The sequence below is a fragment of the Bacillus sp. FJAT-27445 genome (assembly GCF_001510665.1).
Taxonomy (GTDB): Bacteria; Bacillota; Bacilli; order Bacillales; family Cytobacillaceae; genus Bacillus_D.
The window spans coordinates 329,640-354,949 of sequence record NZ_LMTI01000004.1 but is presented as its reverse complement, the minus strand read 5'-3'; the positions used below and the strand labels follow the sequence as shown (position 1 = coordinate 354,949).

The 25,310-nt window shown below is 42.8% G+C and carries 23 protein-coding genes and 2 pseudogenes; 9 read left to right on the top strand and 16 right to left on the bottom strand.

The window, feature by feature from the left end; genetic code table 11:
- Positions 1-24 precede the first annotated feature (24 nt).
- From nosZ to AR337_RS13410, 7 genes are all read left to right on the top strand, one after another.
- Positions 25-1,896: a Sec-dependent nitrous-oxide reductase gene (nosZ, locus tag AR337_RS13440; RefSeq protein ID WP_059172528.1), complete on the top strand. Its 1,872-nt coding sequence runs from the start codon at positions 25-27 to the stop codon at positions 1,894-1,896.
- Between the two features lie 84 nt (positions 1,897-1,980).
- Entirely contained in the window at positions 1,981-2,547 is a 567-nt protein-coding gene (locus tag AR337_RS13435; protein WP_059172527.1) for a hypothetical protein, read from the top strand.
- Positions 2,547-3,896, top strand: coding sequence for a nitrous oxide reductase family maturation protein NosD (gene nosD / locus AR337_RS13430; protein WP_059172526.1), 1,350 nt, complete (start codon positions 2,547-2,549; stop codon positions 3,894-3,896). Before AR337_RS13435 ends, nosD begins: the two co-directional genes overlap by 1 nt.
- The gene (locus AR337_RS13425) at positions 3,860-4,657 is read left to right on the top strand and encodes an ABC transporter permease (protein ID WP_059172525.1); all 798 of its coding nucleotides are present in this window, start codon (positions 3,860-3,862) and stop codon (positions 4,655-4,657) included. The genes nosD and AR337_RS13425 overlap by 37 nt, the downstream gene beginning before the upstream one ends.
- Positions 4,654-5,394, top strand: coding sequence for an ABC transporter ATP-binding protein (locus AR337_RS13420; protein ID WP_082686976.1), 741 nt, complete (start codon positions 4,654-4,656; stop codon positions 5,392-5,394). Before AR337_RS13425 ends, AR337_RS13420 begins: the two co-directional genes overlap by 4 nt.
- Positions 5,327-6,226 (top strand): FixH family protein, encoded by a 900-nt coding sequence (locus tag AR337_RS13415; RefSeq protein ID WP_059172524.1) that lies wholly within the window; start codon positions 5,327-5,329, stop codon positions 6,224-6,226. The genes AR337_RS13420 and AR337_RS13415 overlap by 68 nt, the downstream gene beginning before the upstream one ends.
- A gap of 210 nt (positions 6,227-6,436) precedes the next feature.
- Positions 6,437-6,688 (top strand): hypothetical protein, encoded by a 252-nt coding sequence (locus tag AR337_RS13410; RefSeq protein ID WP_059172523.1) that lies wholly within the window; start codon positions 6,437-6,439, stop codon positions 6,686-6,688.
- A 140-nt stretch (positions 6,689-6,828) separates the two neighbouring features.
- Here the strand turns inward: AR337_RS13410 and AR337_RS13405 are convergent, their stop codons facing one another.
- From AR337_RS13405 to AR337_RS13370, 8 genes are all read right to left on the bottom strand, one after another.
- Positions 6,829-8,163 (bottom strand): TldD/PmbA family protein, encoded by a 1,335-nt coding sequence (locus AR337_RS13405; RefSeq protein ID WP_059172522.1) that lies wholly within the window; start codon positions 8,161-8,163, stop codon positions 6,829-6,831.
- A gap of 3 nt (positions 8,164-8,166) precedes the next feature.
- The gene (locus AR337_RS13400) at positions 8,167-9,555 is read right to left on the bottom strand and encodes a TldD/PmbA family protein (RefSeq protein ID WP_059172521.1); all 1,389 of its coding nucleotides are present in this window, start codon (positions 9,553-9,555) and stop codon (positions 8,167-8,169) included.
- Between the two features lie 183 nt (positions 9,556-9,738).
- Positions 9,739-10,188 (bottom strand): hypothetical protein, encoded by a 450-nt coding sequence (locus AR337_RS13395; RefSeq protein WP_059172520.1) that lies wholly within the window; start codon positions 10,186-10,188, stop codon positions 9,739-9,741.
- Between the two features lie 14 nt (positions 10,189-10,202).
- Positions 10,203-11,180, bottom strand: a complete 978-nt coding sequence (locus AR337_RS13390; protein WP_059172519.1) for an ABC transporter ATP-binding protein — start codon at positions 11,178-11,180, stop codon at positions 10,203-10,205.
- The gene (locus tag AR337_RS13385; RefSeq protein WP_059172518.1) at positions 11,173-12,171 is read right to left on the bottom strand and encodes an ABC transporter ATP-binding protein; all 999 of its coding nucleotides are present in this window, start codon (positions 12,169-12,171) and stop codon (positions 11,173-11,175) included. Before AR337_RS13385 ends, AR337_RS13390 begins: the two co-directional genes overlap by 8 nt.
- A 35-nt stretch (positions 12,172-12,206) precedes the next feature.
- Positions 12,207-13,061, bottom strand: a complete 855-nt coding sequence (locus AR337_RS13380) for an ABC transporter permease (RefSeq protein ID WP_059172517.1) — start codon at positions 13,059-13,061, stop codon at positions 12,207-12,209.
- 4 nt (positions 13,062-13,065) lie between these two features.
- Positions 13,066-14,016 (bottom strand): ABC transporter permease, encoded by a 951-nt coding sequence (locus tag AR337_RS13375; protein WP_059172516.1) that lies wholly within the window; start codon positions 14,014-14,016, stop codon positions 13,066-13,068.
- Between the two features lie 110 nt (positions 14,017-14,126).
- On the bottom strand, positions 14,127-15,719 hold the full coding sequence (locus AR337_RS13370) for an ABC transporter substrate-binding protein (protein WP_059172515.1): 1,593 nt from the start codon (positions 15,717-15,719) through the stop codon (positions 14,127-14,129).
- 264 nt (positions 15,720-15,983) lie between these two features.
- Between AR337_RS13370 and AR337_RS24070 the strand changes: the two genes are divergently transcribed.
- Complete coding sequence (locus tag AR337_RS24070; RefSeq protein ID WP_082686974.1) at positions 15,984-16,190, top strand: FtsW/RodA/SpoVE family cell cycle protein; 207 nt, start codon at positions 15,984-15,986, stop codon at positions 16,188-16,190.
- Positions 16,191-16,334: 144 nt separating this feature from the next.
- On the opposite strand, the gene AR337_RS13365 is transcribed toward AR337_RS24070, so the two are convergent.
- From AR337_RS13365 to AR337_RS13325, 8 genes and pseudogenes are all read right to left on the bottom strand, one after another.
- The gene (locus AR337_RS13365; RefSeq protein WP_059172514.1) at positions 16,335-16,706 is read right to left on the bottom strand and encodes an MmcQ/YjbR family DNA-binding protein; all 372 of its coding nucleotides are present in this window, start codon (positions 16,704-16,706) and stop codon (positions 16,335-16,337) included.
- A 21-nt stretch (positions 16,707-16,727) separates the two neighbouring features.
- A complete protein-coding gene (locus AR337_RS13360; protein ID WP_059172513.1) occupies positions 16,728-17,123 on the bottom strand; it encodes a VOC family protein in 396 nt (131 codons plus the stop codon).
- A gap of 220 nt (positions 17,124-17,343) precedes the next feature.
- Positions 17,344-17,877, bottom strand: a complete 534-nt coding sequence (locus tag AR337_RS13355) for a DUF1456 family protein (RefSeq protein ID WP_059172512.1) — start codon at positions 17,875-17,877, stop codon at positions 17,344-17,346.
- Positions 17,878-18,011: 134 nt separating this feature from the next.
- A complete protein-coding gene (gene yiaA / locus AR337_RS13350) occupies positions 18,012-18,482 on the bottom strand; it encodes an inner membrane protein YiaA (protein WP_059172511.1) in 471 nt (156 codons plus the stop codon).
- A gap of 178 nt (positions 18,483-18,660) precedes the next feature.
- Positions 18,661-19,224 (bottom strand): DUF4256 domain-containing protein, encoded by a 564-nt coding sequence (locus AR337_RS13345; RefSeq protein WP_059172510.1) that lies wholly within the window; start codon positions 19,222-19,224, stop codon positions 18,661-18,663.
- 350 nt (positions 19,225-19,574) lie between these two features.
- Positions 19,575-20,077: pseudogene (locus AR337_RS22760) on the bottom strand (Ldh family oxidoreductase).
- Between the two features lie 1,143 nt (positions 20,078-21,220).
- Positions 21,221-22,075, bottom strand: coding sequence for a hypothetical protein (locus AR337_RS13330; protein ID WP_059172507.1), 855 nt, complete (start codon positions 22,073-22,075; stop codon positions 21,221-21,223).
- 531 nt (positions 22,076-22,606) lie between these two features.
- Positions 22,607-23,119, bottom strand: a pseudogene (locus AR337_RS13325) (excinuclease ABC subunit UvrA); the annotation flags it as partial.
- Positions 23,120-23,473: 354 nt separating this feature from the next.
- Between AR337_RS13325 and AR337_RS13320 the strand changes: the two are divergent.
- Positions 23,474-25,168 carry a M3 family oligoendopeptidase gene (locus AR337_RS13320; RefSeq protein ID WP_059172505.1) on the top strand — a complete coding sequence of 565 codons (1,695 nt, stop codon included), beginning with the start codon at positions 23,474-23,476 and terminating at the stop codon, positions 25,166-25,168.
- Positions 25,169-25,310: the final 142 nt, after the last annotated feature.

Genomic DNA, 25,310 nt, shown 5'->3' with positions numbered 1-25,310 from the left:
TACTTTAAAGGGGTGCAATAAAACATGAAAAAATGGATTCCTGCCGCTTCGGGACTCCTCGCGGGATTTACGGCGGCGACACTGTTCTTTGGCGACTTTTCACCTAGTACCGCCAAAGAAGGCCAGGTTGCTGATACGAAATCGAATGCCGAGAAAGTATATGTCCCATTCGGCAAAAAGGATGAATATTACCTATTCGCATCTGGAGGCCATTCCGGCCAAATGTTTATCTACGGCGTTCCATCGATGAGGCATATTAGGACCGTCCCGGTTTTTTCACAGGATTCAGCAACCGGCTACGGCTGGGATGATCATTCCAAGAAAATGCTCGGCGGCTATACCTGGGGAGATCTCCATCACCCCGCCTTTTCCGAAACGAACGGGGACTATGATGGAAAGTATATGTTTGCGACCGACGTCGGCAATAGCCGGGCAGCCGTTATGAACCTTGAAACATTCACTGTACGCGATATCATCAATGTCCCGAATACAAGCGGCCCACACTGCGCGGCATTCGTAACCGAAAACACGGAGTACATGTTTCTGCCAACACGATTCGCGGTCCCAATCGGAAGCGAATACGCCGAGCTGGATGATTACAGTGAAAAATACCGCGGTGTAATGTCTGCCGTTACTTTTGATGAAAAAAAGGAAAAGCTCAATATCGCATATCAGGTAGCTCTTCCGCCATGGTCCTTTGATCTTTCCGACGCTGGAAAGAAAATGTCCAAGGATTGGGCCGTTTTGACAACCTACAATACAGAAGAAGCGACAACCAATCTTGAAATTAATGCCTCAAAGGCGGACCGTGATTACGTCGTTCTGTTCAACTGGAGAGAACTTGAAAAAATGGTCAAGGACGGCGAATATGATACTGTAACAGGGCAAAAAATGATTTTTCCTGAAAAACACAAAGGCGGCATATATCTCGTTCCTGTCGCCAAATCCCCGCACGGTGTGGATGTAACTCCAGACGGGAAATACTTTATTGCCTCAGGGAAATTGGCTCCGGCGATGACTGTATTTTCGTTTGAAAAGGCATTCAAAGCGGTCGAAAATAAGGATTTTAAAGGGGAAAGAAACGGCATTCCTGTACTGAATTATGAATCCGTTATGGAACGCGAGGTCAATCCGGAGAACGCACTCGGGCCGCTTCACACTCAGTTTGACGATAAAGGTATGGCCTATACAACCATGTTCATTACCTCCGAAATTGTAAAATGGAATCCACAAACAGGTGAAACGCTCGACCGTGTACCGGTCCAATATTCACCAGGCCATTCTGTTGCAGCTGAAGGCGATACGGTTGCTCCAGATGGAAAGTACATCATTGCCCTAAATAAAATCGCCAAGGACAGCTATCTGTCTGTTGGCCCTTCACATCCAGAGTCCATGCAGCTGATCGACCTGTCCGGCAAAAAAATGGAGGTCATTCAATCGGCACCCGTTAACCCTGAGCCGCATTATGCCCAGATGATCAAGGCGGATAAAATAAAAACTATTACTGTTTATCCTGAAGATAAAAAGAATAAGGACGCGGTTTATAAACAAGAGGACACAAAAATTGTCCGCAAAGGAAATGAAGTCCATGTATACGGGATTGCGATGCGTTCGAAATTTGTTTTTGACGCAAAAGCAAAGCGCCCAGACCAAATTGAAGTGAATCAAGGTGACAAGGTTATCATTCACCTGACTAATATCGATTTTGACCAGGACATTACACATGGCTTTGCAATTAACAGCTATGACCTGAACATGGAAGTGCAGCCAGGCCAGACCAATACTGTAACGTTCACGGCTGATAAAGCTGGAACATTCCCGCTCTACTGCACAAACTTCTGCTCGGCTCTTCATCAGGAAATGACAGGTTATTTCCTGGTGAAGCCAAAAAAATAAACATGTTCCTTTAAAAATGGATTTCAGGAGGAGGTATCAGGCAAAAACCGATACCTCCTCTGTTTTAAAGAAAGGTGATGCGAGATGAAAAGCAATAAACTTTCACTTATATCGGCCTTCCTTATCGGGATTGCCGCGCTAATCATATTTCTATCCACTTATTTTCCCTGGTGGGGGATGAAATTCGTGGCCCCGCAATATCCCGAAGGACTGAACATTATTGTTTATCCCAACAAGCTAGAAGGAGAAATAGATATCGTAAACGGTTTGAACCATTATATTGGGATGGCCCAATTCAGCAAAGAAAATTTCCCGGAACTGAGTTTTCTTACTTATTTAGTTTGGGGTTTGGCCGCGCTTACTCTTCTGACAGCCCTCTTGCGGAGAAAAACGGTTCTTTACGGTCTGATCGGCTTGTTTTGTATTGGGGGGATCCTGGGAGTGTATGATTTGCATCGGTGGCTGAAAAATTTTGGAACGAATTTAAGCCCGGACGCGCCCATTAAAATCGATCCCTTTGTACCGCCCATTATAGGAGAAAATACATTGGCCAATTTCATTACAACAAGCTACCTTGATAAGGGCGCTTACTTTATCCTAATCGCGTTTGTTTTGCTTCTGGTTCCTCTATGGAAGGACAGAAAAGTATAATGATGAAAAAACTCTTCTTTCTTTCTTTATTTTTTTTACTAATAGCCGTTGGGCCTGAAAAAACCGCAGCAGCAGAAGATTTACAGAACAGAATCAATTCCATGAAAGATGGAGAAACCCTGTTCCTCAAAGGAAAAACATATCTCGGAAATTTGGTTATAACAAAGAGCATTAAAATTTTCGGCACAAAAGGAACAGTCATTAAAGGGGACGGCAAAGGGAACGTGATTTCGGTTAAAGCACCGGGGGTAACGATTGCCAATCTGACAGTCAACAATGGCGGGATGGACAGGAATGCCCCTGAAGAATATGCTGCGATTAAAGTTTTTACCAACGACAATAAAATTGAGAATGTAAAAATCGGCCATGCTTTTCACGGAATCTATTTAAGTAAAGCGTACGGCAATGTTTTGAAAAACAACAAAATCCTTGGTACAGGCGGAAATGAAATTGCCGCCCAGGGAAATGGCATCCATGTCTATTATTCAAATAAGAACACAATTAAGGGAAATACGATTGAAGGCACCCGGGACGGAATGTACTTCGATTATTCCAATCAAAACAAAATAGTCGGAAATAAAATCAGCCATACCCGCTATGGTCTTCATTACATGTACTCACATAACAACAGCCTCAGCGAAAATATTTTCACATTCAATACCGGCGGAGCTGCCATCATGGAGTCGGATGATATTAAACTCAAAAAAAACCAATTCATTTTCAACTACGGCAACCGGTCCTTCGGTATATTGCTGCAGCAGACAAATGACATTGTTATTGAAAATAATATATTTTATCTTAATCAGCGCGGAATTTATTCGGATCAGGCAAACCGAACAATGATCATCGGCAACCAGATCACCCAGAACCAAATCGGCATTGAGCTTTGGGCAAGTTCAAGCGGACAGGTTTTCACAGAAAATACAGTCTCGGAAAATACCATTCCCGCGGTTGCCCTTGGCGGCCAGGGAGCCAATAACCAGTGGAGCTTAAAGGATAAAGGGAACTATTGGGGAAAGACTCTCCCTCTCCCTGACCTGGACCAGGACGGAAAAGGGGACTTCCCCATTACGTACCGCTCTTCCCTCTTTCAATTATTAGAAGATCAGGAGCTTTCATTCCTGTTTTTAAAAAGCCCAGCCCTGAAAATTTACGAGAAGCTGAACAGCCTGCTGAATGGCGACGAAATCATGTTCACGGATGCCCATCCGCTTATTTCAACTAGCCCGGACAATAGGAATAGATTATGGATGTTCGGTGCAGCAGCCTTTTTCGCAGCCTTACTATTACTTTTTAAAGGGAGACATCAGCTATGCATTATATTTGGAAAGAATGGAAGGAAACCGTAAGAGGAAAAGGGCTTTGGCTTTCATTGGCAGTCATGATCGCCGTTTCTGCCGGCATTCTGTTCAACTCCTCCTCCCTTTCGTTTGACCAGGGTTTTTATGTACTCCTGATTAATTTGTTTGAAACACTGATGTACTTAATTCCGATTTTATGCCTCTTTATCGGCGCATTCAGCGTCTATCAGGAAAAAGAGCAAAAGACATTGGTCATGCTCTTAACTAAAACGGATACCTTTCCCGTTTTTTTACTAAAAAAATCCCTGGCACTCCAGGCCGTTTTCCTGGTCCCGCTTGCCGTCTGGTTTATTATTTATTTGGTTCTTTTAAAATTTAATTTTTTAATCAATTTTACCGGATATGCCATCTTTCTTTTATCAATTTTCACTATTGCCATAGTGTTCATGCAACTCGGGGTGTTTGTGGGCAGTATCAGCCGGAACCGAATGCAGATTATCGGATTTGCCATTTTCATTTGGTTTTACTTCTTCTTTCTGCATGATTTCCTCTTATTGGCGTATTTACCTAAGGTGACGTACGAAAATGTGAAACTGTTTTCCCTAGCCTATTTCCTTAGCCCTTTGCAATCGGTAAGGATCTTTCTGGAGACCGCAATGAATGTAACTTCCTACAGCCATATGTCAAGGCTGCTCCAATCGTTCATGTGGGCAAAACCTGTCTACTTTTATCTCGGGAGCACCGTATTCTGGATTGCCGCTTCATTCATTGGGGCTGCTGTTTTTCATAAAAAGGAGGGTATAGAATGATTTCTCTTGAAAATCTAAGCCAATCATTTGGAAAAAAGGCGATTTTAAAGAATATCAATCTTGAAATCTCCAGAAACGAGATTTGTGCCCTAGTCGGCAGAAACGGGGCCGGAAAATCAACTCTTTTGAATAGCATGCTAGGCCTCCTCCCGGTAAATGAAGGACGCGTCCTTATTAATGGAATAGAAGTGAAGGCCAAAAACAAGAACTGGAAAAAGTCGGTGTCCTACCTTCCGGAGAAATTTCTCCTCTATCCGTCTTTAACAGGCGCGGAAAACATGGGTTTTTTTGCGCAAGCGGCCACGGGGAAGGTAGATGATAGCAGGACTGAGGAACTCCTGAAGTCCGTCAGCCTCTGGGAAGACCGGGATAAGCTCGTAAAAAATTACTCCAAGGGGATGCTCCAGCGGCTCGGACTCGCCATCACTCTCTATTCAGATGCGGAATTGCTTATTCTTGATGAACCGACAAGCGGGATTGACCCCATTGGGCGAAAAGAAATTCTTGAGGTTCTGAAGTCCTTGAAGGGAAAAACAATTTTCTTGTCTTCCCACCATATTGATGAAATCAAGCAGGTTTGCACCCATGTAGCCTATCTTGAAGACGGGGAAATGGAAAAATATGAAGTCGGCGAATTTTTGAAAAAGAAAAAACTTGGAGGCTTGGATAATGATGAAGAAGCTGATATGGATGGTTTTAGCCGCAATGGCCCTTACAGGCTGCAGCGGAAAAGTTGATTATGACGCAGAGCTAACACGTCCGATCCAATTTCTTAACAATAAGGCTACCGCCATTGAAATTGCTGTAACCGAAAAAGGGAAACCGGCTTCAAACCTGGATATTACCGGTGAGCTGGAGATGGCCGAAATGGACCATGGGACAATAAAGGCGGATTTTATAGAGGGTGAAAAAGGAGTTTATAAAACAGAAGCAAAACTCCCCATGGCGGGTAAGTATACTATTGCCCTAAAGTTCAAAAAGGATGGCCATGAAACTGAAACGATTCTGGAAGCTGAAGTGAAAAAGCCGGATGGCGTCGCAACCATCAACGGCGAACCTATAACGAAGGAACACATAGAATTTTACCGGTTTATCAACAAGCTTCATACGGCAATAAACCGGGAAAGGGACAAGGAGAAATATAGCGGGAAAGAGCTTGAGGATGCCCTCGCCTACTGGGATGCCCAGGACAAGGTTAATGAAAATCAGAACCAATTGCTCACCCAGATCATCCGGCTCCGTTCGGCAGCCATGCTTGCAGAAGAAAAAGGCCATAAAGCAACCGCGGCAGAAGTGGACAGCCAGCTGGAGGATATAAAAGAGCAGTATGAAAAGTATGAAATTGCCAATCAAATGATTGCCGAATATGGCAGTGAGAAGTTTTGGAAACAACAGCAAACCCAATACGAAATGATTGTCCTGACCCAAAAAGTACAGCAGGATGTCATCTCACTAGTAAAAAAAGAAAACCCAAAAGCCAATGAACAGGAAATCAACTACCTTGCCCAAAAAAAATATGAAGAACTCCTCGTCTCACAAGTCAACTCACTGGACATCCAAATCCTATAGAAAGTGAAGCAGTGAAGCAGGGGACGTATCCAGTGCCTCATTGATGCACTGGATACGTCCTCTGTTTCATGTAAGAACATGAAAGAGTGAAAAATAAGGAACTGCTAAAATATCTCCTACACCTAGGCAAATGTCCATTCCAGCCCACCCAATTAAACATATGATGTTCTGAATGAATTTGAGGAGGAGAGAGAAATATGGAGAGACAGTTTGGAGGCATGGGTTACGGGATGGGCTTTGGCGGCTATCCAGGCTATGGTATGGGATACGGCGGTTATCCTGGCTACGGTATGGGATTCGGCGGTTATCATGGTCACGGCATGGGATACGGCGGTTATCCAGGATATGGTTATGGCGGCTATCCTTGGCACCATCACCATCATTGGCACGGAGGTTATCCATTCCACCATTGGAATTACTGAGTCTGTAAAACGAAAAAGGGGCGGTCTGCACCCTCTTTGAGGCAGCAGATTCCGTCCCTTTGCTTCATTTTATGCTTGTTTTGCATGTTTCAGATCTCCCAATTGTGGTTCAACTACAGCCTGTTGGCGAGACAGCTTCTAGCAAACAAGCATATGGTGCCTCGAAACACCGATTGGCCTTTATTCAACCGTAACGGATAAAGATTTCACCAATAGTGACGGAGAGCCGATTGGTGTGAGCGGGAATGTCAGGTCGGAACCTATTTCCACAACATCCTTCAGCATCTCGTAAAAATTCCCGGCTATCGTCATCAAGTTGACTGGATACTGTACTTTACCGTCCCTCACATAGAACCCATTCGCAGCGACCGAAAAATCTCCTGATACGGTGTTTGCACCCGAATGGAGCCCCGAAAGACTCGTAATCAAAATCCCTTCGTCCATCCTGCCGAGCAATTCATTGAACTCCATCGATGACGGCTCGATATAAAAATTGGATGGCCCGACCTTGACAGCCGCCTTATAGGAATTTTTATAAGCATGCCCTGTGGTGGACGTTTGATCCTTCTTAGCAGTCTTTAGATTATGGAGCAAGGATTGCAGCACTCCTGACTCTACAACCTTCAGTTTCCTAGTTGCTACCCCCTCACTATCAAAGGTTCGGCAGCCAAGGCCTTCTTCAAGAAATGGGTCATCCACAATTGATACCTTGGCCGAAGCAATTTCTTTTCCACATTTATCCCTTAATGGGGAGGTGCCGGCCTGTGTATTCTCAGCGGAAAAATTGCCGGAGTATGCAGCCAAAAGCTGAGCCGCCGCAACGTTTCTGAGCAGAACCGGATATTTCCTGCTTTCAATTGACTTCGAACCTAATTGAGCAAGGGCCTCCTCGGCAGCCTTTTGGGCAATTTCCCTGGCGTTTAACTTATGAAAATCCTTTGTCACTTTAAATTCAAAGGACGTTTTCTTTTCCTCACCATCCTTCACTATCGCTTCAACAAATACATATAAAAAATTCTGCCTTTCGCTTACGTTCAAACCTTTATTATTAGCAAGTGTTTTGATAACCGATTCGGTTCGGATGCCGCAATAATCTGTGGCCTCTATTCTTGAGTCGATGGCAAGGAGCTCCCTTTCAACGTCCTTAATGAATTGGATTTTCTCCGGAATCCCTACTTCTTGTAATGGCTCCGAAAAGAACTCCACATCTTCATAATGGCTACTTCCAGAGAAAATTTCCTCAGTCTCTTCATCATTCAAAATCCCGGCATTTTCCTTCGCATTCTCAATCAGATAGGGGATGGATGCTTTTTCAATCTTTTCCGTATAGGCGTAACCCATCTTCCCATTCATCTTCGCGCGAAATGACAGGCCGCCATCCTCAGCAATTTCATACTGATCGATTTCCCCATTGTACACCTGGCAGCCAAATACTTCTTTCTTTTCAAAATAAATCTCTACTTCGGTAAACCCGTTATTTTCAGCCTCCTGAAACAGCAATTCCTGGATCGTCATCACCTATTCCCCCTTTGTCCCGCCGACAGTGATTTCGCTGACACGGATTGTCGGCTGGCCCACGTTCACCGGGATGCTTCCGCTCTGGGAACCGCACATCCCTGCCCCATGGCTCAAATTGTCCCCAACCATATCGACCATTTGGAGGGTTTTCGGGCCGTTTCCAATTAAAGTAGCCCCCTTTAATGGCTGCCCGAGCTTTCCGTTTTTTACTTCGTACGCCTCCATGACCGCAAAATTGTAGTCACCGGTTGCAGGATTGACCTGCCCGCCACCCATATACTTCGCATAAATGCCATGCTCGGTATTGGAAAGGATTTCTTCAGGCGTTGATTTTCCAGGGGCAATATAGGTATTCGTCATCCTTGAAGTCGGCGCAAACCGGAAGGATTCCCTTCTTCCAGAACCCGTGGACGCCATCCCCATTCGCCGTCCATTAAATTTATCAATTAAGTATCCTTTTAAAATACCATTTTCGATCAGAACATTTCTTCGCGCTTTCTCACCTTCATCGTCGATATTGATAGAACCCCACTCATTCAGCAGCGTACCATCATCGATATATGAAACGATTTCCGGCGCAACCTTCTCCCCAATCCGGTTGGCAAACACGGAGTTGTTCTTGGAAACCGCTGTAGCTTCCAGCCCATGGCCGCAAGCTTCGTGAAAGATGACCCCGCCGAATTCATTATCAATGATGACAGGGAATTTTCCGCTTGGGCATGGGGCGGCATCCAGCATCGTCACCGCAATGCGGGCTGCTTCGTTCGTATAATGGTCGAGATTGAGGTTTTCAAAGAATTCGAATCCCTGATGGGCACCGGGGCCGTAAAAGCCAGATTCCATTTTATTTCCTCGGACAGCTACAGCTTGAATCGCAAGCCGGGAACGAACCCGCTTATCTTCAATGAATGTTCCTTCCGAGTTGGCGATCAGGACATTTTGTTCTTCATCCAAAAACCGTACGGTAACCTGGGAAATCGAAGAATGATAGTTTTTGGTCTTCTCATATGCCATTGTCATAATTGCTGCCTTGCTGGATTTCTCAACCTCCCGAGGCAAAATGTGAATTGGGTGGATGGATTCAACAGGCTGCTGGGAAAAAGGGACCAGCCGGGATTTCGCCTTTCCTCTAATAGCCTGGGCCGCATTATTTGCTGCTTTTAAAAGGCCTTCCCTGCTAAAATCTGTTGTATACGCATAAATACTCTGTAATCCTTTAAACACCCGAATCCCGACACCAAAATCGCGTCCGGACAATGCTGTTTCAATCTTCCCGCTCTGAAGGGTGAGATTATTCGTAAACCGGTCCTCAATGAATATCTCGGAAAAATCACCGCCTGTCGTTAAAGCTGCTGCGAGTACATCCTCAATCACATGTTTACTTAGCATATAAACCTCCCGCTATTAAAATTGAACTACTTAAGACCACCTTAATTGAATATTCGTTTTTCTCAAAGGTTATTCCTCCACCATCCAGGTTAATAATTCCTTGTACTTCAATTAGCCAGTAGAGGAAATATGATTCATTAACAAAAAGGCTGCCTCGTTGTTGAGGCAGCCTTTTTGTTCCTCCTATTCAATTGGAGGATTTACTAACGCAATTTTTAGTTCATACATTCCATCGGTTTGATGCTCTTCGATTACCTGCCAGTTGGCGGAAATGATTTCTTTGAGTTCATTCAGCTGATTCCCCGACAGCTTCACCTGATCCAGATAAAAGCCGCCGTCCCGGAATTCGACATCTCTCTCCAGCCCGAACTTAATCCCAAGCAGCGACTTCAGAGCGCCTTTTGTTAAAAAGGTGATCCTATAGCCCTTTAGGATAGCACTTCTGATCTTCTCGGGATTGTTATTGTAAAAATCAATCAGCGTTTGCCAATCTGGGATTCCTTCTCCAAATCTCTCAAACTCTGTAGAATTCCCGTTTTCAACCATTTTCAGGATTTCACTGTCCTGAACGCCATTCGAGCGAACCATTTCAATCATCAGAGCATGGTTCAATGCCAGCCTTTCTTTTTGCATGTTTTTTACCTCCCCTATTTTCCTCCATATAGATAACAGGCAACGTGATGGCCGTTTCCAGCATCCAGCATCGGCGGTTCAACTTGGGCGCAAATCTCCATGGCGAATGGGCACCGGGTGCGGAACTTACAGCCTGATGGCGAGTTCAATGGGCTTGGCACCTCGCCTTTCAGGATGATGCGCTCCCGGGCTGCCTTTGTCGTATCCGGTTCCGGAATCGCCGATAGCAGCGCCTGTGTATAAGGATGCAAAGGATTTTTGTATAGCTCGTTGCTTTCCGCGATTTCAACCATATTGCCTAAATACATGACACCGATACGGCTTGAGATGTGCCGGACCATTGACAGGTCATGGGCAATAAATAAGTATGTCACGCCGGTATCCTGCTGGATATCCTCGAGCATATTGACCACCTGGGCCTGAACTGAAACATCGAGGGCGGAAATCGGTTCATCACACAGGATGAAATCAGGCCGGACCGAAAGCGCCCTTGCGATACTCACACGCTGGCGCTGCCCACCGCTGAACTCATGCGGATAGCGGTATAAATGATCCTCCTTCAGGCCGACTCGCTCGAGGAGGTCCAAAATGATTTCCTTCCGTTCATAAACAGATGAAGAGCTATGAATTTTCATTGGTTCACTTATCAATTCGAATACATTCATGGTCGGATTGAGTGATGCATAAGGGTCCTGAAAAACGGCCTGCATTCGCCGGCGGTATTTCTTAAGTTCCTTCTCTTTTAAAGAGGCAAGATCATTCCCATCAAAATATATATTCCCTGAGGTAATATCATGTAGCCTAATGATGCTTCTGCCAACGGTCGACTTCCCGCAGCCCGACTCGCCAACAAGGCCGAATGTTTCCCCTTTTTGGATAGAAAAACTTACACCGTCGACAGCCTTCAGATACTGTTGGTTCCGTCCAAGAATGCCACTTTTGACCGGATAGTATTTTTTAAGGTCATTTACTTCCAAAATTGTCTCACTCATGAACTTCACCTTCTTTTCGGCTATCGTCGTGAAGCCAGCACATTGTCCGCCTTCCTTCACCGGCATCAAAATAAGGCGGCATCTTTTCCTCACAAATTCTCATTGTATAAGGGCAGCGCCCGGCAAATGGACAGCCCTTCGGCGGGTTAAGCAGATCTGGGGGCGATCCCTGTATCGGGATGAGTCTTTCCTTCCCGGTATCTGAACGTTTCGGGAGGGACTTGAGCAATCCTTCTGTATACGGATGCTTCGGATTTTGAAAAAGGTCCTTTACCGGTCCTTCTTCCATGATAAGCCCGCCATACATGACGAGTACCCGTTCACAATTCTGCGCCACTACCCCAAGATCGTGGGTAATCAGCAATATCGCCATGTTTTCCTTCTCTATCAGTTCCTTCATTAAATCCAGGATTTGGGCCTGAATCGTCACATCGAGTGCGGTCGTCGGTTCATCCGCAATCAATACCTCGGGACGGCAGCTGATCGCCATCGCAATCATAATCCGCTGTTTCATCCCGCCGCTCAATTCATGCGGGTATTGTTGAAGCCGTTCCTCAGGAGAAGATATTCCTACCTGGCGAAGCAATTGAGCCGCGATTAGGTAGGCTTCCTTTTTTCCAACACGGCGGTGGCGAATGATTACTTCCGTCAATTGCTTGCCGATTTTTACAACTGGATTCAACGCGGACATCGGGTCCTGGGAAATCATCGCGATTTCGTTGCCGCGAATCTTTTGCAGATCCTTTTCCTTCTTTTGCAGAAGATTTTCGCCACGAAGCCGGATTGAGCCTTCCTTTATTTTTCCCGGAGGCTGAATGAGGGAAATAATTGATTTAGCCATGACGCTTTTTCCGCTCCCTGACTCCCCGACAATCCCGTACACTTCCCCCTTTTTCAAGCTGAAGCCAACACCACGGACTGCCTGAACTTCCCCTGCTTCTGTGTAAAAAGAAGTTTTTAAGTTTTCGATTTCAAGAAGCTTCTCTGGCACTTTGGTTACTCCCCTTTATATAAAACACATATGCGTTATTTTTTTTGCAGTATGGTACCCTTTGGCTCGAATGCGACTCGAAGGACATTTCCAAGGACATTAAAGCTTAGAACGGTAAATAAGATCAAAAATCCCGGGAACAACGTCAGGTGCCAGGCATCTCCGATATAGCCCTGGGCATTGTTCAGCATGCTGCCCCACGATGAGTTTGGCTGCTGGACGCCAAGCCCAAGAAAGCTTAAGGAGGACTCCATCAATATGGCGGTCGCAATGTTAAGAGTCCCGGCAATGATGATGGTCGATGCGATATTCGGGATAATATGCTTCAAAATTATAAACACCGACGACTGTCCGGACGCTTTTGCGTACATGACATACTCCCGTTCTTTTACCGAAAGCGTCTCGGACCTTACAATTCTCGCAATCTCCATCCAGGTCATCAAGCCGATAATGATGACGAGGGTCCTAATTCCTGGTTTCATATAGGCATTTAAAAGAAGCATTAGGAAAAAGGATGGAATCGACATCAGCACTTCCACAAGCCTCATCAGGATATTATCAATCCAGCCGCCGAAGTATCCCGAAATGGTGCCTACCGCTGTCCCAACTGTGACTGCGACAACCATGGACAGAAAGCCCACGGCAAGCGACACGCGGCCGCCATAAAGTGCCCTGGTCAAGTAATCCCGGCCGTAATCATCCGTTCCAAACAAATGCTTGGCGCCTGGAGGCTGCAGCCGATCCGGTATCGACATTTTATTAGGATCAAACGGCGACAAAAATGCAAACAGCGAAAGAATTGAAAAGAGTATAAGGATTATCAGGGCCATCAAGGCAAATTTGTTTTTTAACAGTTCTTTTTTAACATTATTCCATCTTCTCTTGTTCATTGGCTTACCCCCTTAGCCTTATCCGCGGATCGACAACACTGTAGAGGATGTCCGCAAACAAGTTCCCGACCACAAGCATTAATGACGAAAACAGGGTAATGGCCATAATCACGGGATAATCGAATGAGAAAATCGAAGTGACGCCCAAAAGCCCCAGTCCAGGCCAAGAAAAGACAGTCTCCGTGATGAACGCTCCTCCAACCAGCCCGGGTATCGACAATCCGACAATCGTAATGATTGGCAAAAGGACATTCCTCAAGACATGGCGGAACAGGACCGTTGTCTTACTGGCCCCATAAGCGTACTGGATGTGGACATAGTCCTCTTCCAGCTGATGGATTGTACTCGAACGAATATACCTCATATAGACTGATACATTCTGAAAAGCGAGAACTGTACAAGGAAGAATTCCGTGTTTGATGATATCCCACGCAGAATCGCTGCCAACCGTACGCATCCCCATGCTCGGCAGCAGTCCCCATTTGAGTGAAAACAGGTAAATCAGCATTAAGGCAAACCAAAAAATCGGGATGGATATCCCTATATACGAGATTAAATTTGCAATGCGGTCAAAGAGCGAATTCTTTTTCACCGCCGTAAACAATCCGAGGGGAATGGCAATAATCAAGGTTACGATAAGTGAAACCCCCATCAATCCGACTGTTGCGGGCAGGCGCTCGAGAATCATGTCCAGCACGGGGCGCTTGGTAATCAAGGAATAGCCAAAATTTCCGACTACAATGTTTTGAAGCCATAAAAAATACTGAATATAAATCGGCTTATCAAGACCAAGGCTTATGCGTATTCGCTCGACATCTTCAGGGGCCATATCCGGGGTGACAAAGCTCCTCACCGGGTCGCCCGGGGCCAGTTTTATAAGAAGGAAGGCTATCATGGAAATGATGATTAAAAGCGGGATCGCATTGAGCAGCCTCTTCACTATTATTCTTTTCACGCGTGTACCTCCTTATGGAACGCCAAAAGCCCTTTGGCAGGCTGAGTACCGCCCATACGTATTAAAACTGCAAAAAAGCTGATGCTTTTATCAGCTTTTTTGCAAAGGGACTATTCAACTTGATAAATTTTCGAAAGATCTTCAACCATAGTAACAGGAATCAGTTTTGCATCCTCAATGCCGGCAAATTTCTTATCAACCGCAAGGCTTGCCTTTGGATAGGCTAGCGGTAAGTAAGGAACGTCCTGTGCAACAGTTTCCTGGATTTGCTTGTATAAATCAGCACGCTTATCTTTATCCGTTTCTACTGCCGCTTTATCCCATAGCTTATCGAATTCAGCGTTTTTATAACGGGCAAAGTTGTATGCGGCATCGCTCTGGAACAGTGACTTATAGACGTCCGGCTCAGGCCCCATGATGTATCCGCCAAAGCTGATATCATAATCAGTGGTTGCCATATCCAGTGTCTTCTGGCCGTACGCGCTTGGATCCATCGGCGTCAGTTCCACCTTCAAGCCAATTTCCTGAAGCTTCTGCTGTGTATAAAGTGCCAGGCTTTCCATGATTTTATTGTTGTTTGCGTAAATTACACGGAGAGTATGCCCTTCTTTAATACCGCCATTTTTCAGAAGCTCTTTTGCTTTCGACTGGCTATAGTCATACGTCGTAATGTCCTGGGTGTGGTGCATTGTATCAGGAGTCAAGACCGATGCAGCAGGTTCAGCAAAATCGGCCGAAATAAACGCTGAATCAATCAGTTCCTTTTTATCAAGTGCATGGGCGACAGCCTGGCGAAGCTCTTTGCTTTGGACAGCCTTGCTGTTCAGGTTGAACGCCATATAAAAGAGACGGCCTTCAGGGAATCGATGCATATTGAACTTTCCTGTTGCATCCAACTTCTTATAATCTTGAGGGTCGATAAGCCTCATGTTTACTTCGCCATTTTGAAGTGAAATATTCGCAGTGTTTGGATCCTTCACAACCCTGTAAACGATGGAATCCAATTTCGCCTTTCCTGCAAAATAATCATCGAAACGGTCAAGCTGGACATATTGGTCCGATTTGAACTCCTTGAATTTGAAAGGACCGGAGCCGATTGGCCCTTGGTTCTTTTCACTCTTCATCAAATCGGTTTCCCCTTCAAAAACATGCTTCGGGATCGGGAAGAAGTCGTTCAATGCTCCTTCAAAGGAAGCAGTTACCTGTGGTAGGGTGAACTTTACTGTCAATTCATCCACTTTTTCCACTTTTAAAGGCTGGCCATCGAAAACAAGGCTGCCGCGAATGGAACTGCTTTGATTTTCATCCAGAATGGAATCGATTGTAAACACAATGTCATCCGCTGTTATCTTTTGGCCATCATGCCATTTCAAATTGTCTTTTAGTTTTAATGTCCATGTCAGTTGATCCTCTGACGGTTCAAAGCTCTCTGCCAGGACAAACTTCTTTTTGCCGCCATCCTCCAAGAAATAAAGAGGTGCATAAAGTGCCTGCTGGACTGTAAGTGTGACGCGGTCATTTGCATAGAGCGGGTTCATCACCTGGGGGTTGTCGGAAACCGCGATTGTCAATGTTCCGCCTTCTTTTGCGGTACCTTTACTTTCATTCCCGCCAGATGGTTTTGATGAATTTTTATCACCTGAGCAAGCTGCCAAAGTTAGCAACAATGCTAAAATCAAGATGGATACTAATCTCTTATTCATTTTTTTACCTCCTATGAATCTATTGATTTTCCTACCTAAATTTTAATTCCTAGTTTTCCAATAAGAATAATCTATCACCAGAGAGATTAGAAGTCAATCTGTCTTTCTATTGGAACTTTATCCACTATACCACTAAATTTACCACATATTAAAATCTTCACGAAATCTTCCTAATCTGTATTTCCTTTAAACACCTTAGATATGTATTGATAAATTAGATACCTTAATTCGGGTTTTGTTATCTTCAATCTCTACTCTTGAAAAATAATCCAACTGATACTCGGAGTATGTTCACTCCTTTCTATTCAGTTTGTCTATAATGCGGGTATGATCCTTGGCTTTTTTCCGGTTATCCTGATGGCACTGCCGTTTATCAGCTACGGACTAGCATCCATAGTCTTAAATTCCTTTCTCATCGGATTAATGTTAAGCGTGTACCGCAGAAAACTCTTGTCGTTAATTTATGAGTGAGTTATGAAGATTATGATTAAGCAGTATATGGCCACTTATCAAAACCCAACGGCTGGCGATAGCGACCAGCTTTTCCAATAAGGCCATTCAATTACAAAGGGAGAGCACCTATGAATAAGATGCTCTCCCTTTAACATTAATCCTTCACTTCTGCCGTGACTCCATCCACTGCTTAACCAAACGCTTTGGTGCAGCGAGTAAATAGGCTTCCTGGATAAGGCCGGTCAATTCATCCCACTGTTCCCCAGCGGGATTTTGGATGGATACCCAGCCGTGATGCCCTATGTACGGAGTTTTGAAAAAATGCTCTTTCTGAAGCAAAAATTCCTGAGATTCCCGGTCCGACTTGAATGACACGTTGAATCCCTTTTCGCTTTCACCTGAAATTACAAATGATTTTCCGTTGATTTTAAACGTCTTGTGGCCGAATCCGTCAACAATTTCACCTGCTTCGAGAAGCGCAAGACAAATAGTGCGCAATTTTTCCAACATGGCGTCTGAGTCTTTTGAAATCATATTTTCCACCTGGAATGGGTCCTATTTTGCATCCGCATCTGGCTGATGGATTCCGAATACATTGCCCTCGGTATCCAGATAGTAGCCTTGCCACGCCATTCCAGGAAGGGGATGCTTCGGTACTGCGACCTGGCCGCCATTCTCTAGAATTTTTGCTTCTGTTGAATCGTAATCTTCCACTCCCATTGTACATGCAAAGCCGTTCATCGCTTGGTTCGGTTCAGGCCGGGCGCCTTGCCGCTTCATTAAAGCCCCATTGATACCCATTTCATCCTCGGAACCAGTCACAGCTCCAAAATAAGGCATTCCCGCATATTCAGTCCAATCCTGAAATGTCCATCCAAATACCTCGCCATAAAACTTCTTTGCGCGTTCCATCTCATCCACATGAATTTCGAAATGAATTAATCTTCCCATAACTTAGCACCCACCTTTTCTAAAATTCCCCTTGCCATATACGCTTTTCAAGTTGTTATTTAAATTATAACCTCCGGACAAGCAAATATATACAATATTCAGAATAATATAGCACATCTTAAAGATGTTCATCCAATCTAATAACAAAAGTGCCTGCCACAATCTAAAGGAGATACATTCAGTTGCAACAGGCACTTATTTTTATTCGGGCACTTCGCCCTTAACCTCTATACTTTATAGCCAACCCTTTTATGAAATTCCTCGCGAACTTATCCCCGCACTCTTTATAATTCTTATGGCCTTTTTTACGCAATAAAGCACTAAGTTCTCCTTTTGTTATGGAGACTCCGGCCATAGCCAAAATATCGATCATATCCTCACTCGTTAATGCCAGGGCTATTTTCAGCTTTTTTAAAAGCATATTGTTTACCGGATCATTACTTTTTAAAGCCGCTGGGGTTTGGTCACCCTGTCCCGGCCTTTGCTCCTGTGGCCCTCTTTTGAAAATAATCAGTCCGTTAAAAAAGGACTCAAGCTTGGTATTATTGATTTTAATACTGTCGTCTTCTTCAAAGCCGTCTTCATCCTCGTAGTCGTCCTTCGTTTTCGTGAGCATCATTTTCACTTCATCCTTGGTAACTTCAATTCCGCCCAGTTTAAAAATCTTTACCACGTCGTTATCCTTAATATCCAGCGCATACCGAACTCTGATTAAAATATCATTGTTTTCCAACGAAAAACCTCCCGTGTCCATCCTGTTTCTTCTATTATTACTCAACTAGCCTACAGAATTCTACTTTAGTTAGATAAATAGCGCAACTATCCTCATAACGACAAATGGTATCCGAATGTGCTCATTCGAATACCATAGTATTTTTAAAATAAGAATCAATCTCTTTCTCTTACTCTCTGTGTATCGCGAATATTCTTTTGAATCGTGATTGCTGCAAATAGGCTAAGGACAAATGACATACCATAAAAGCCCTTTTCGCTTAAAACAATACTTCCCGCATTGTATAAACCGATGGCCATTAATGAAATCGCTACAATAAGTGCAAACCAGCTGATACCGTAATAAATATTTGTAACAGGAATGCCTTCCTCTTTATCTCTAACCGCTTTTTGCAAAGATACCGCGGAATAAAGGCCGAATACCAAAACAGCAAAGTAATAACCCTTTTCATTCAGCTGCATCCCTGCATTCCATAAGCCGATGAGATAAGCCGTAACACCGACTAAAAGCGCCGCCCAGGAAGCCCCCACAAAAGCCGGAGTCGGTTCCCCCTCTTTCCGCTCCACCTTCTTTTTTAAATCAGGCTGTCTCCCTTTATCCAATAAAACCTCAGGATCATTAGCCATCGAATGCTCCCCCTCCATCTTTATCTAATAAGAATGGAGCACCACAGATCCACTGAGTGCTCCCGCTTAAATCCATTATATAGAAAATTCTAACAAAGGGTAGATATTTTTCCTTATTATGAAAAAGATTGGGTATAAGCACCTCGGCCACCTCACAAGGCAGCGAGCGACAACTAAATTAGACCCTTAGCGACCCACGGAAACCCCTGGCGGCATAATAGGATTCTGCTCCATTGTGGTACACAAAGACTGTATCGTAGCGGCGATCACAAAAGATGGCTCCACCAAGTTTTCTAATATTTTCAGGTGTTTTCACCCAGCTCGATGTTTTCGTATCGAAACTTCCAAGTTTCTGCAGCTCCCGGTATTGTTCTTCCGTTAAAATCTCAATACCCATGTCAGCAGCCATATCCATAGCGCTGTTTTGAGGCTTGTGTTGTTTCCTTGACTCCAGCGCTTCCCGGTCATAACAAATACTTCTGCGTCCCTTTGGGCTTTCCGCCGAACAATCATAAAAAATGTATTCGTCGGTTTTTTCACCATGCCCAATAACATCCGGTTCACCACCGGTACTTTCCATTTCATTAAGCGACCACAGTTTTGCAGGATTCTTGTCCAGTTTTCCCTGTACTTTATCCCATTCAAGTCCTTGATGTCGGTCCATGTTTTTCTCAAAACGGGTTTTCAATGTACCGAGTATTTCTTCATGTTGTTTAGGCGATAACCTTTTTTCAGTTTCCATATCAATTCTCCTCGTTTACTATGTTTAGCCTGCTTTTAAAACTGCCACTTAAACCATTTGGTTCTTTTTGCAACTGTTTGTTTTTCCAAAATGCGTAATAATTTCATGTGTCTATTATAATATCACGACCTCAAACTAATTCAAAAGATTCACCGGAATAAGAATCATTTAGTGCGACCGCAAACACAATCATCCATTCTTAAAATAATAGAATACCTTGTGTATTCCCAGCAACCTGGTTTTTCTTCTGCCGAATTTTTTCTATTAAGGAGAAAGGCACCCCAGTTGTCCGGACTGTGGAGGATATAACAAAAGCATAACTGCCCGTAATGGGAGCTATGCTTTTTCTGTTACACAGTCTGAAGGGCAAAAGAACGCAAATCCAACTGATACCGCTTCCCGATTTCATCGAGCTCAGTAAAGAGATTTTCAGGAAGTTCAATTCCTTGTTCAGTCTGTTCCAGCATACGCAAGTATTCAATTTCCCCAGGAACCAATATCTCCTTGACACCCGGGGCTGTAGGTTCGGCTTTGATTTCCCTTATATACAGGTCCATCCGTTCCTTGAATTTCTCCACCGGTATAAAGCGGTTAAATCGATTGCAATAAAAAAGTGGCCTACATTCTGGGGTTCCTCCCAATTGTCGTACATATTTTTCACATGGCGTCCGAACCCTGCCCCCGTAAGGACACCGGACAATATATCAATAAACATGGAAATGCCATATCCTTTTGGCCCCCCTAAGGGAAGGACGGATCCTTCAAGTGCCGCTTCCGCATCTATTGTCGGGTTCCCTTTCTTATCGATCGCCCAGCCAAGTGGAATCGTCTCGCCTTTACCGCCCCGAATCATGATGGCTGAAGGAACTTCCAATAGAACTGATAGCAATCGAACAGCCATCTGGGTATTGCCTGGAGCAATGAACCGCTCCTTTACTTTTATTCCACACATATATGCGTAGACAAAAACAACAGTGATGTGATTCGATCCAGTTCACAATGTTGTCGGAATGTGGCCAAGATAAAAACATTTCACTAAGAGATTGGAAGCGGCCATACAGACAGTAGCGGCGCGTAAAGGTCCCCTTATAGCGTCGCCAAGCTAGCGGGAATCCCCTACAGTTACCATAAATGTTGAGCCATCTGGTTTTACATAGTTAGGTATATTAATATCTTCCGGATGTGAATCAACAACGTGTATACCTGGTGCAGTCTCCGCATTTCTCGTCTTGGCAATCAATACACCAGAATCTTGTGTGAAAGAGTCCGCACCCAACCGGTCTACAACCTCAAGAGTATAGTTATTGTACGCTCTGCCGCTAAAAGCCGTTTTCTCACCTAAATTCACCTCATTTTTTCACGTTTTCACGGGAGTTAAAATAGAAATCTCAATTTTCTTGGTGTAGTGGAAAGGAAATTGAATGGGAGAAGTAAGAGAAAGGAGAGAAGAAATACAGGGGGTTGTTATTGGATTAAACTGGTTTTTTTATTGATAAAATACATGATTGAGTTATCGGATAAATCTAGTTTTGACAAGGGATAACGGGGAAAAGAGTATGAAAAAAGAATGGAAAAGATATTGAGATTGTATTGAATAGAAGAAAAAAACCCGGATTCCTATAATGGAATAACCGGGATAATATTGGTCCATAACTGCAAATCGGAAGAGTTTATTGTTACGGGTTAGTAAGTTTATTGGTTCACATAAGTTAAAAGTTAATGTAGATATGTATTTGCGAATTGATATTTGTTAAAGAGGCAACTTCCATAACATTAGTTGCCTTCTTTTAATATTAGTTTCGTAACCGCTTTAACATGTGTTAAGTGTAGGTGGAACACAATATGAGGTAAGTTTTCAATTTAATTGCTTTAATTTCTAAATAGTGCAAATGCTATAGATTGGAATCGTCTTGCACTTTAATAAGAGTTTTTTATTTAATTTTATCCCTATTTATTGTGTCATTCCCTGCCAGTCTTATTATCTGTGGGCTAACGATTAAATACGTAATAATGCGCCATTAGGCTTTTCTAACTCTTGATCTGTTATCTGATTCATTTTACAAAAATGTTCAAAAAATTGTTGTGCAAGCTCTCGTTCCTTCGGGTCACTTTTCAACGAAATAATATCAAGCAAAATTTGGGCCATCCATGAATTATCAAAATAACGGTATTTACCTGTATTCCAAGTCATTTTTTGGGGATATTTTTCATTTACATAATATCTCCAGAAAAGCATCTGATCCGATTCTTGTTCTGTAAGCTGGATTCTGTATTTTGAATGAGCAGGAATATAACCATCTTCACTGAGCTTACCAATAAAATCTTCATTCACCATATAGACACCTAAGATTCGTCTGTCTTTTTCAGGCATGCTTGAATCTATTGCTGTTAACAGAACAGCACTATTTTGGTGCAACCGGATGGGTTTATTTGGCTTTCCCTTGTTATTACCACTTTTTATTATGCCTGAGAAAACCTTCCACTCTGAAAAAGAACTATTCTGTTCTTCTGTGTCACACCAAAAAACCATTTGCGATTCGGGATGAAGTTTATGATTTTTCATAAGTTTTTCATGTTCCAACTGAAGTTGCTGGTTTTTTTGTTGTAGTTTTTTTTCCTCTTCCTTCTTCCATTCTTCCTCCTTTCGTTCGTCTTCCCTTTTTTGTATAATTTTTTCAAGTGAATTAGCAACATTTTTATCATGCAGTTTTAGGTGCGTTCCAAATACATCGGGGAAAACAAACTTTTTATTTTCCGATGCGAAGGTAATTTCAATAACAGAATCATTTTGTTTAACTATACTCCCCATACCAAAACGCTTGTGTGTGACTTTCTTATTGATTAGATTCATTCTCTAGTCCTCCTTTTAGAATAAAAACTCGGTTACAATTAGATAACAAATTGATATTTTTATTCAATTAACTTCCTTTAAAGCTCACAAAACTGTTTGATTTTTTCTTCGGTTTAAAAAAAGGATATTAAAAAACGTATCCATAATTCTATCTGCAAAAAATACAGCTGAATTCGGGATACGATTTAAAAAAGCAATTATAAAGATTATTGTAACATTTTTTCGGAAATATCGCAATTTTATTATTGACAATACATTTTATTGTGGGGTAAAATAAAGATTTTATCCTCATTACTTTTTGAAATAACTATGAAATAAAGGCCTTCAAAAAGTCGCTAACTTTTGAAGGCACCTAAATAATTATTTTACAAAAGCAGTTGGAAAAAGAACTAATTTTTCTCAAGCGTTTTATTTTAGGGACTTATCCATTTCGCTGTCAATGTCTCTGCGTTTAGCATCTCTTCTGGTCTGCCTTCAAATATAATTTGTCCGCCTTGTTTTCCTCCTCCCGGACCCATTTCTATGATCCAGTGAACCTTGGCACATTGGACACAATGAATGTGTTGACACTGCTAAAACATCATCCTGGGATATTTGTTTTAGCTTTGAGATATCTCTATTAATATAGACCCGCGTAAATCTAGGCAATAACCCATCCCACTCTGCATTGTGGGGTCCATTTTTTGTGTGAAACGGCGCATAGGCTCTCTCGCCTTCCCGAGGACCATACAATAGTAGGTGGAGGTCTTCTTCTGAGTAGTCCTTTATGGGTTTATCCGGATCAAATAATCCGCAGGTCATCATCCAATTACCTTGCCAGCCTGAAGGAGATAATGGCTTAAATCTGACAGCATACTCTCGAAGAGATTTATCAAAATATCTTCTGCTTTCCGTTGCTAAGGTATCAAAAACCACTGAGCTCTTACCTGATCCTGAAAGACCAGTAAATACGATGATTTTTTCTTTTGGGATGTTTATATCTACATTTTTTAAATTGTTTTCTTTAAGTCCTCTTAAAATTATTTCATCTTTTATTTCTGTCATTTTAATATCCTTTCTATGAGTTTATACATTTTACTAAATCGTTCAACTATACTGTCAGAACTCAACCCGATTAATCATTAACAAACCGAGCATTCCTCCAATTCATAGTTAGAATAAAGTCTCCCGAAAATCACACGTCCCCTTCTTTTTCCCCTTTGTCCACACTCTTATTACCTTTTCCCCTCTTTTTTGTATGCTTTTTATTGAATTCGGATAAAGTTTCGATTTCGGTGTACGTGGTAACACATAGGGTTTTTGGTAAGTTTAGACAAATTTATCTAGATTTAATTACCAGAAAACTATATTATGAATATTAAGATAATTTAAATAATTTAAAGGTAAGGAGAGTTATCCATGACAAAAGATATAGCCCATAATTATTATAAAGAATTAATCGATTTACAAGATGCAGAAGGGGTCGAGGCTCAATTTCGAAGTTTACTTGAGGTTCCGATTGAATCCATTTCTGACCTGGAAAAGTGGTTAAAAGATGAAAAGGATTTAATGATGAAAATCACGGAGGCGATGACAGGCCACCAAGTCGATTTCTACCGAAACACAGAGGATGCGGACTTCAAATCAACTCATCTTCACGATCAGCAAGTTATCCAGCCAATCTTAATGAAATATGAAGCAAAATTGAATGAGAAATGCTGCGAGTCTGCTTATCTAAATCAATTAGATGAAAACCGTTACGGCTTAATGCGACGCTTTCGCGAATCCAAAGTTAAATTGTTCAGAGAAGAAAACATACCCTTAATGGTAAAAGAACAAGAGCTCTGTACGAAGTATAGTGAAATTATGGGAGGATTAACAGTTGAATGGGAAGGAGAGGTAAGGCCTTATCCTTCTATCAAATCTAAGCTCGATCACCTGGACAGAGAGGTGCGAGAAAAAGCTTATCACGCCATGATGTCAGCCCATCGAGGGATTAAGCCCGATATAGATGCCATTATGGATGAACTTGTTCAACTGCGCCATCAAATTGCCTTGAATGCAGGCTTTGAAAATTATCGAGATTATATGTTTATGGTTAATAATCGTGAGTATACTGTTCAAGATTGTTATGACTTTCATGATAATGTAGAAAAGCATATTGTCCCAGCTTGGAATAGGTTAGCAGATGTCTTTAAGTCCAAACTTGGTGTTGATACGTATCGTCCTTGGGATAACACCGCTAAATTATTGAAAAACCCACCTTACTCCGAAGTATCTACTCTTTTGGATGGCGTTTCCGAAATGTTAGGGAAGACCGACCCATATTTTGGAGAGCGTTTCGAGTACATGAGGGAGCATGGGTTACTAGATCTTGGAGATCGGAAAGGAAAAGGCCCAGGAGCTTTCTGTACCTTCTTACCTGTTTCCGGGGATACTTTTGTTTTCGCGAATTTCAGTCCATCCTTTGATTCACTAAGCGCATTGATTCACGAAATGGGCCATGCGGTAAATGGGTACCTCGAGTTTTCAGAACATGGGCCTCTAGAAGAATACCAACTACGAGCGGAAGTTGCTGAACTGTATTCTTTTGGGATGGAAATGCTCTTATTGGATAAGTTAGATCGTTTTTATCCAGATCAAGAGGATTTTAAGAGCGCACAGCGTGAAGAGCTAAGATGGGCATTTTCAATGTTATTAAAACCATTAACCGGGGATCTCTTCCAGCATTGGATGTATACAAATCCTGCGCACACTGCCAAAGAGCGTGATGACAAGTTCTTTGAAATCTCAAAACGTTATAGCTTCAACCCAGTGGATACTTCCGGGCTTGAGGAGGAAATTGGTATGAGCTGGGCAGACACTATTCATTATTTCCATTTTCCTTTCTATACTCTTGAATACGGCATCGCTATGCTGGGGGCTCTTCAATTACTTGAAAACTATCAGAAAAATCCAGATCAGGCTGTGGAATCCTTTAAAAAAGGGGCAAGTGCAGACTACAATCAATCCATCGCATCTATTTTTGAAGAAACTGGAGTCAGTTTTGATTTTTCAGAGCCGGCTGTTAAGCGTATGGGTGAATTCCTAGAAAAAACGATTCAGGATATTTAACAAAGTGGGAGCACGGAGACGGTTCTTATTAGAATATCAGAGAAGTTCCTCCACAATCTGACCCGATTGTTCAATAAGAATTCAGGAGAGTAATCATTTATTTCTATTTCCAAACATAAAAAGAGTTCAACAATGAACTCTT

Bases quoted from the DNA above. Each gene is read 5' to 3' on its own strand.
- nosZ (WP_059172528.1), top strand. From the start codon at position 25: ATGAAAAAATGGATTCCTGCCGCTTCGGGACTCCTCGCGGGATTTACG.
- AR337_RS13435 (WP_059172527.1), top strand. From the start codon at position 1,981: ATGAAAAGCAATAAACTTTCACTTATATCGGCCTTCCTTATCGGGATT.
- nosD (WP_059172526.1), top strand. From the start codon at position 2,547: ATGATGAAAAAACTCTTCTTTCTTTCTTTATTTTTTTTACTAATAGCC.
- AR337_RS13425 (WP_059172525.1), top strand. From the start codon at position 3,860: ATGCATTATATTTGGAAAGAATGGAAGGAAACCGTAAGAGGAAAAGGG.
- AR337_RS13420 (WP_082686976.1), top strand. From the start codon at position 4,654: ATGATTTCTCTTGAAAATCTAAGCCAATCATTTGGAAAAAAGGCGATT.
- AR337_RS13415 (WP_059172524.1), top strand. From the start codon at position 5,327: ATGATGAAGAAGCTGATATGGATGGTTTTAGCCGCAATGGCCCTTACA.
- AR337_RS13405 (WP_059172522.1), bottom strand. From the start codon at position 8,163: ATGACGATCCAGGAATTGCTGTTTCAGGAGGCTGAAAATAACGGGTTT.
- AR337_RS13400 (WP_059172521.1), bottom strand. From the start codon at position 9,555: ATGCTAAGTAAACATGTGATTGAGGATGTACTCGCAGCAGCTTTAACG.
- AR337_RS13395 (WP_059172520.1), bottom strand. From the start codon at position 10,188: ATGCAAAAAGAAAGGCTGGCATTGAACCATGCTCTGATGATTGAAATG.
- AR337_RS13390 (WP_059172519.1), bottom strand. From the start codon at position 11,180: ATGAGTGAGACAATTTTGGAAGTAAATGACCTTAAAAAATACTATCCG.
- AR337_RS13380 (WP_059172517.1), bottom strand. From the start codon at position 13,061: ATGAACAAGAGAAGATGGAATAATGTTAAAAAAGAACTGTTAAAAAAC.
- AR337_RS13370 (WP_059172515.1), bottom strand. From the start codon at position 15,719: ATGAATAAGAGATTAGTATCCATCTTGATTTTAGCATTGTTGCTAACT.
- AR337_RS13365 (WP_059172514.1), bottom strand. From the start codon at position 16,706: ATGATTTCAAAAGACTCAGACGCCATGTTGGAAAAATTGCGCACTATT.
- AR337_RS13360 (WP_059172513.1), bottom strand. From the start codon at position 17,123: ATGGGAAGATTAATTCATTTCGAAATTCATGTGGATGAGATGGAACGC.
- AR337_RS13355 (WP_059172512.1), bottom strand. From the start codon at position 17,877: ATGGACACGGGAGGTTTTTCGTTGGAAAACAATGATATTTTAATCAGA.
- yiaA (WP_059172511.1), bottom strand. From the start codon at position 18,482: ATGGCTAATGATCCTGAGGTTTTATTGGATAAAGGGAGACAGCCTGAT.
- AR337_RS13345 (WP_059172510.1), bottom strand. From the start codon at position 19,224: ATGGAAACTGAAAAAAGGTTATCGCCTAAACAACATGAAGAAATACTC.
- AR337_RS13330 (WP_059172507.1), bottom strand. From the start codon at position 22,075: ATGAATCTAATCAATAAGAAAGTCACACACAAGCGTTTTGGTATGGGG.
- AR337_RS13320 (WP_059172505.1), top strand. From the start codon at position 23,474: ATGACAAAAGATATAGCCCATAATTATTATAAAGAATTAATCGATTTA.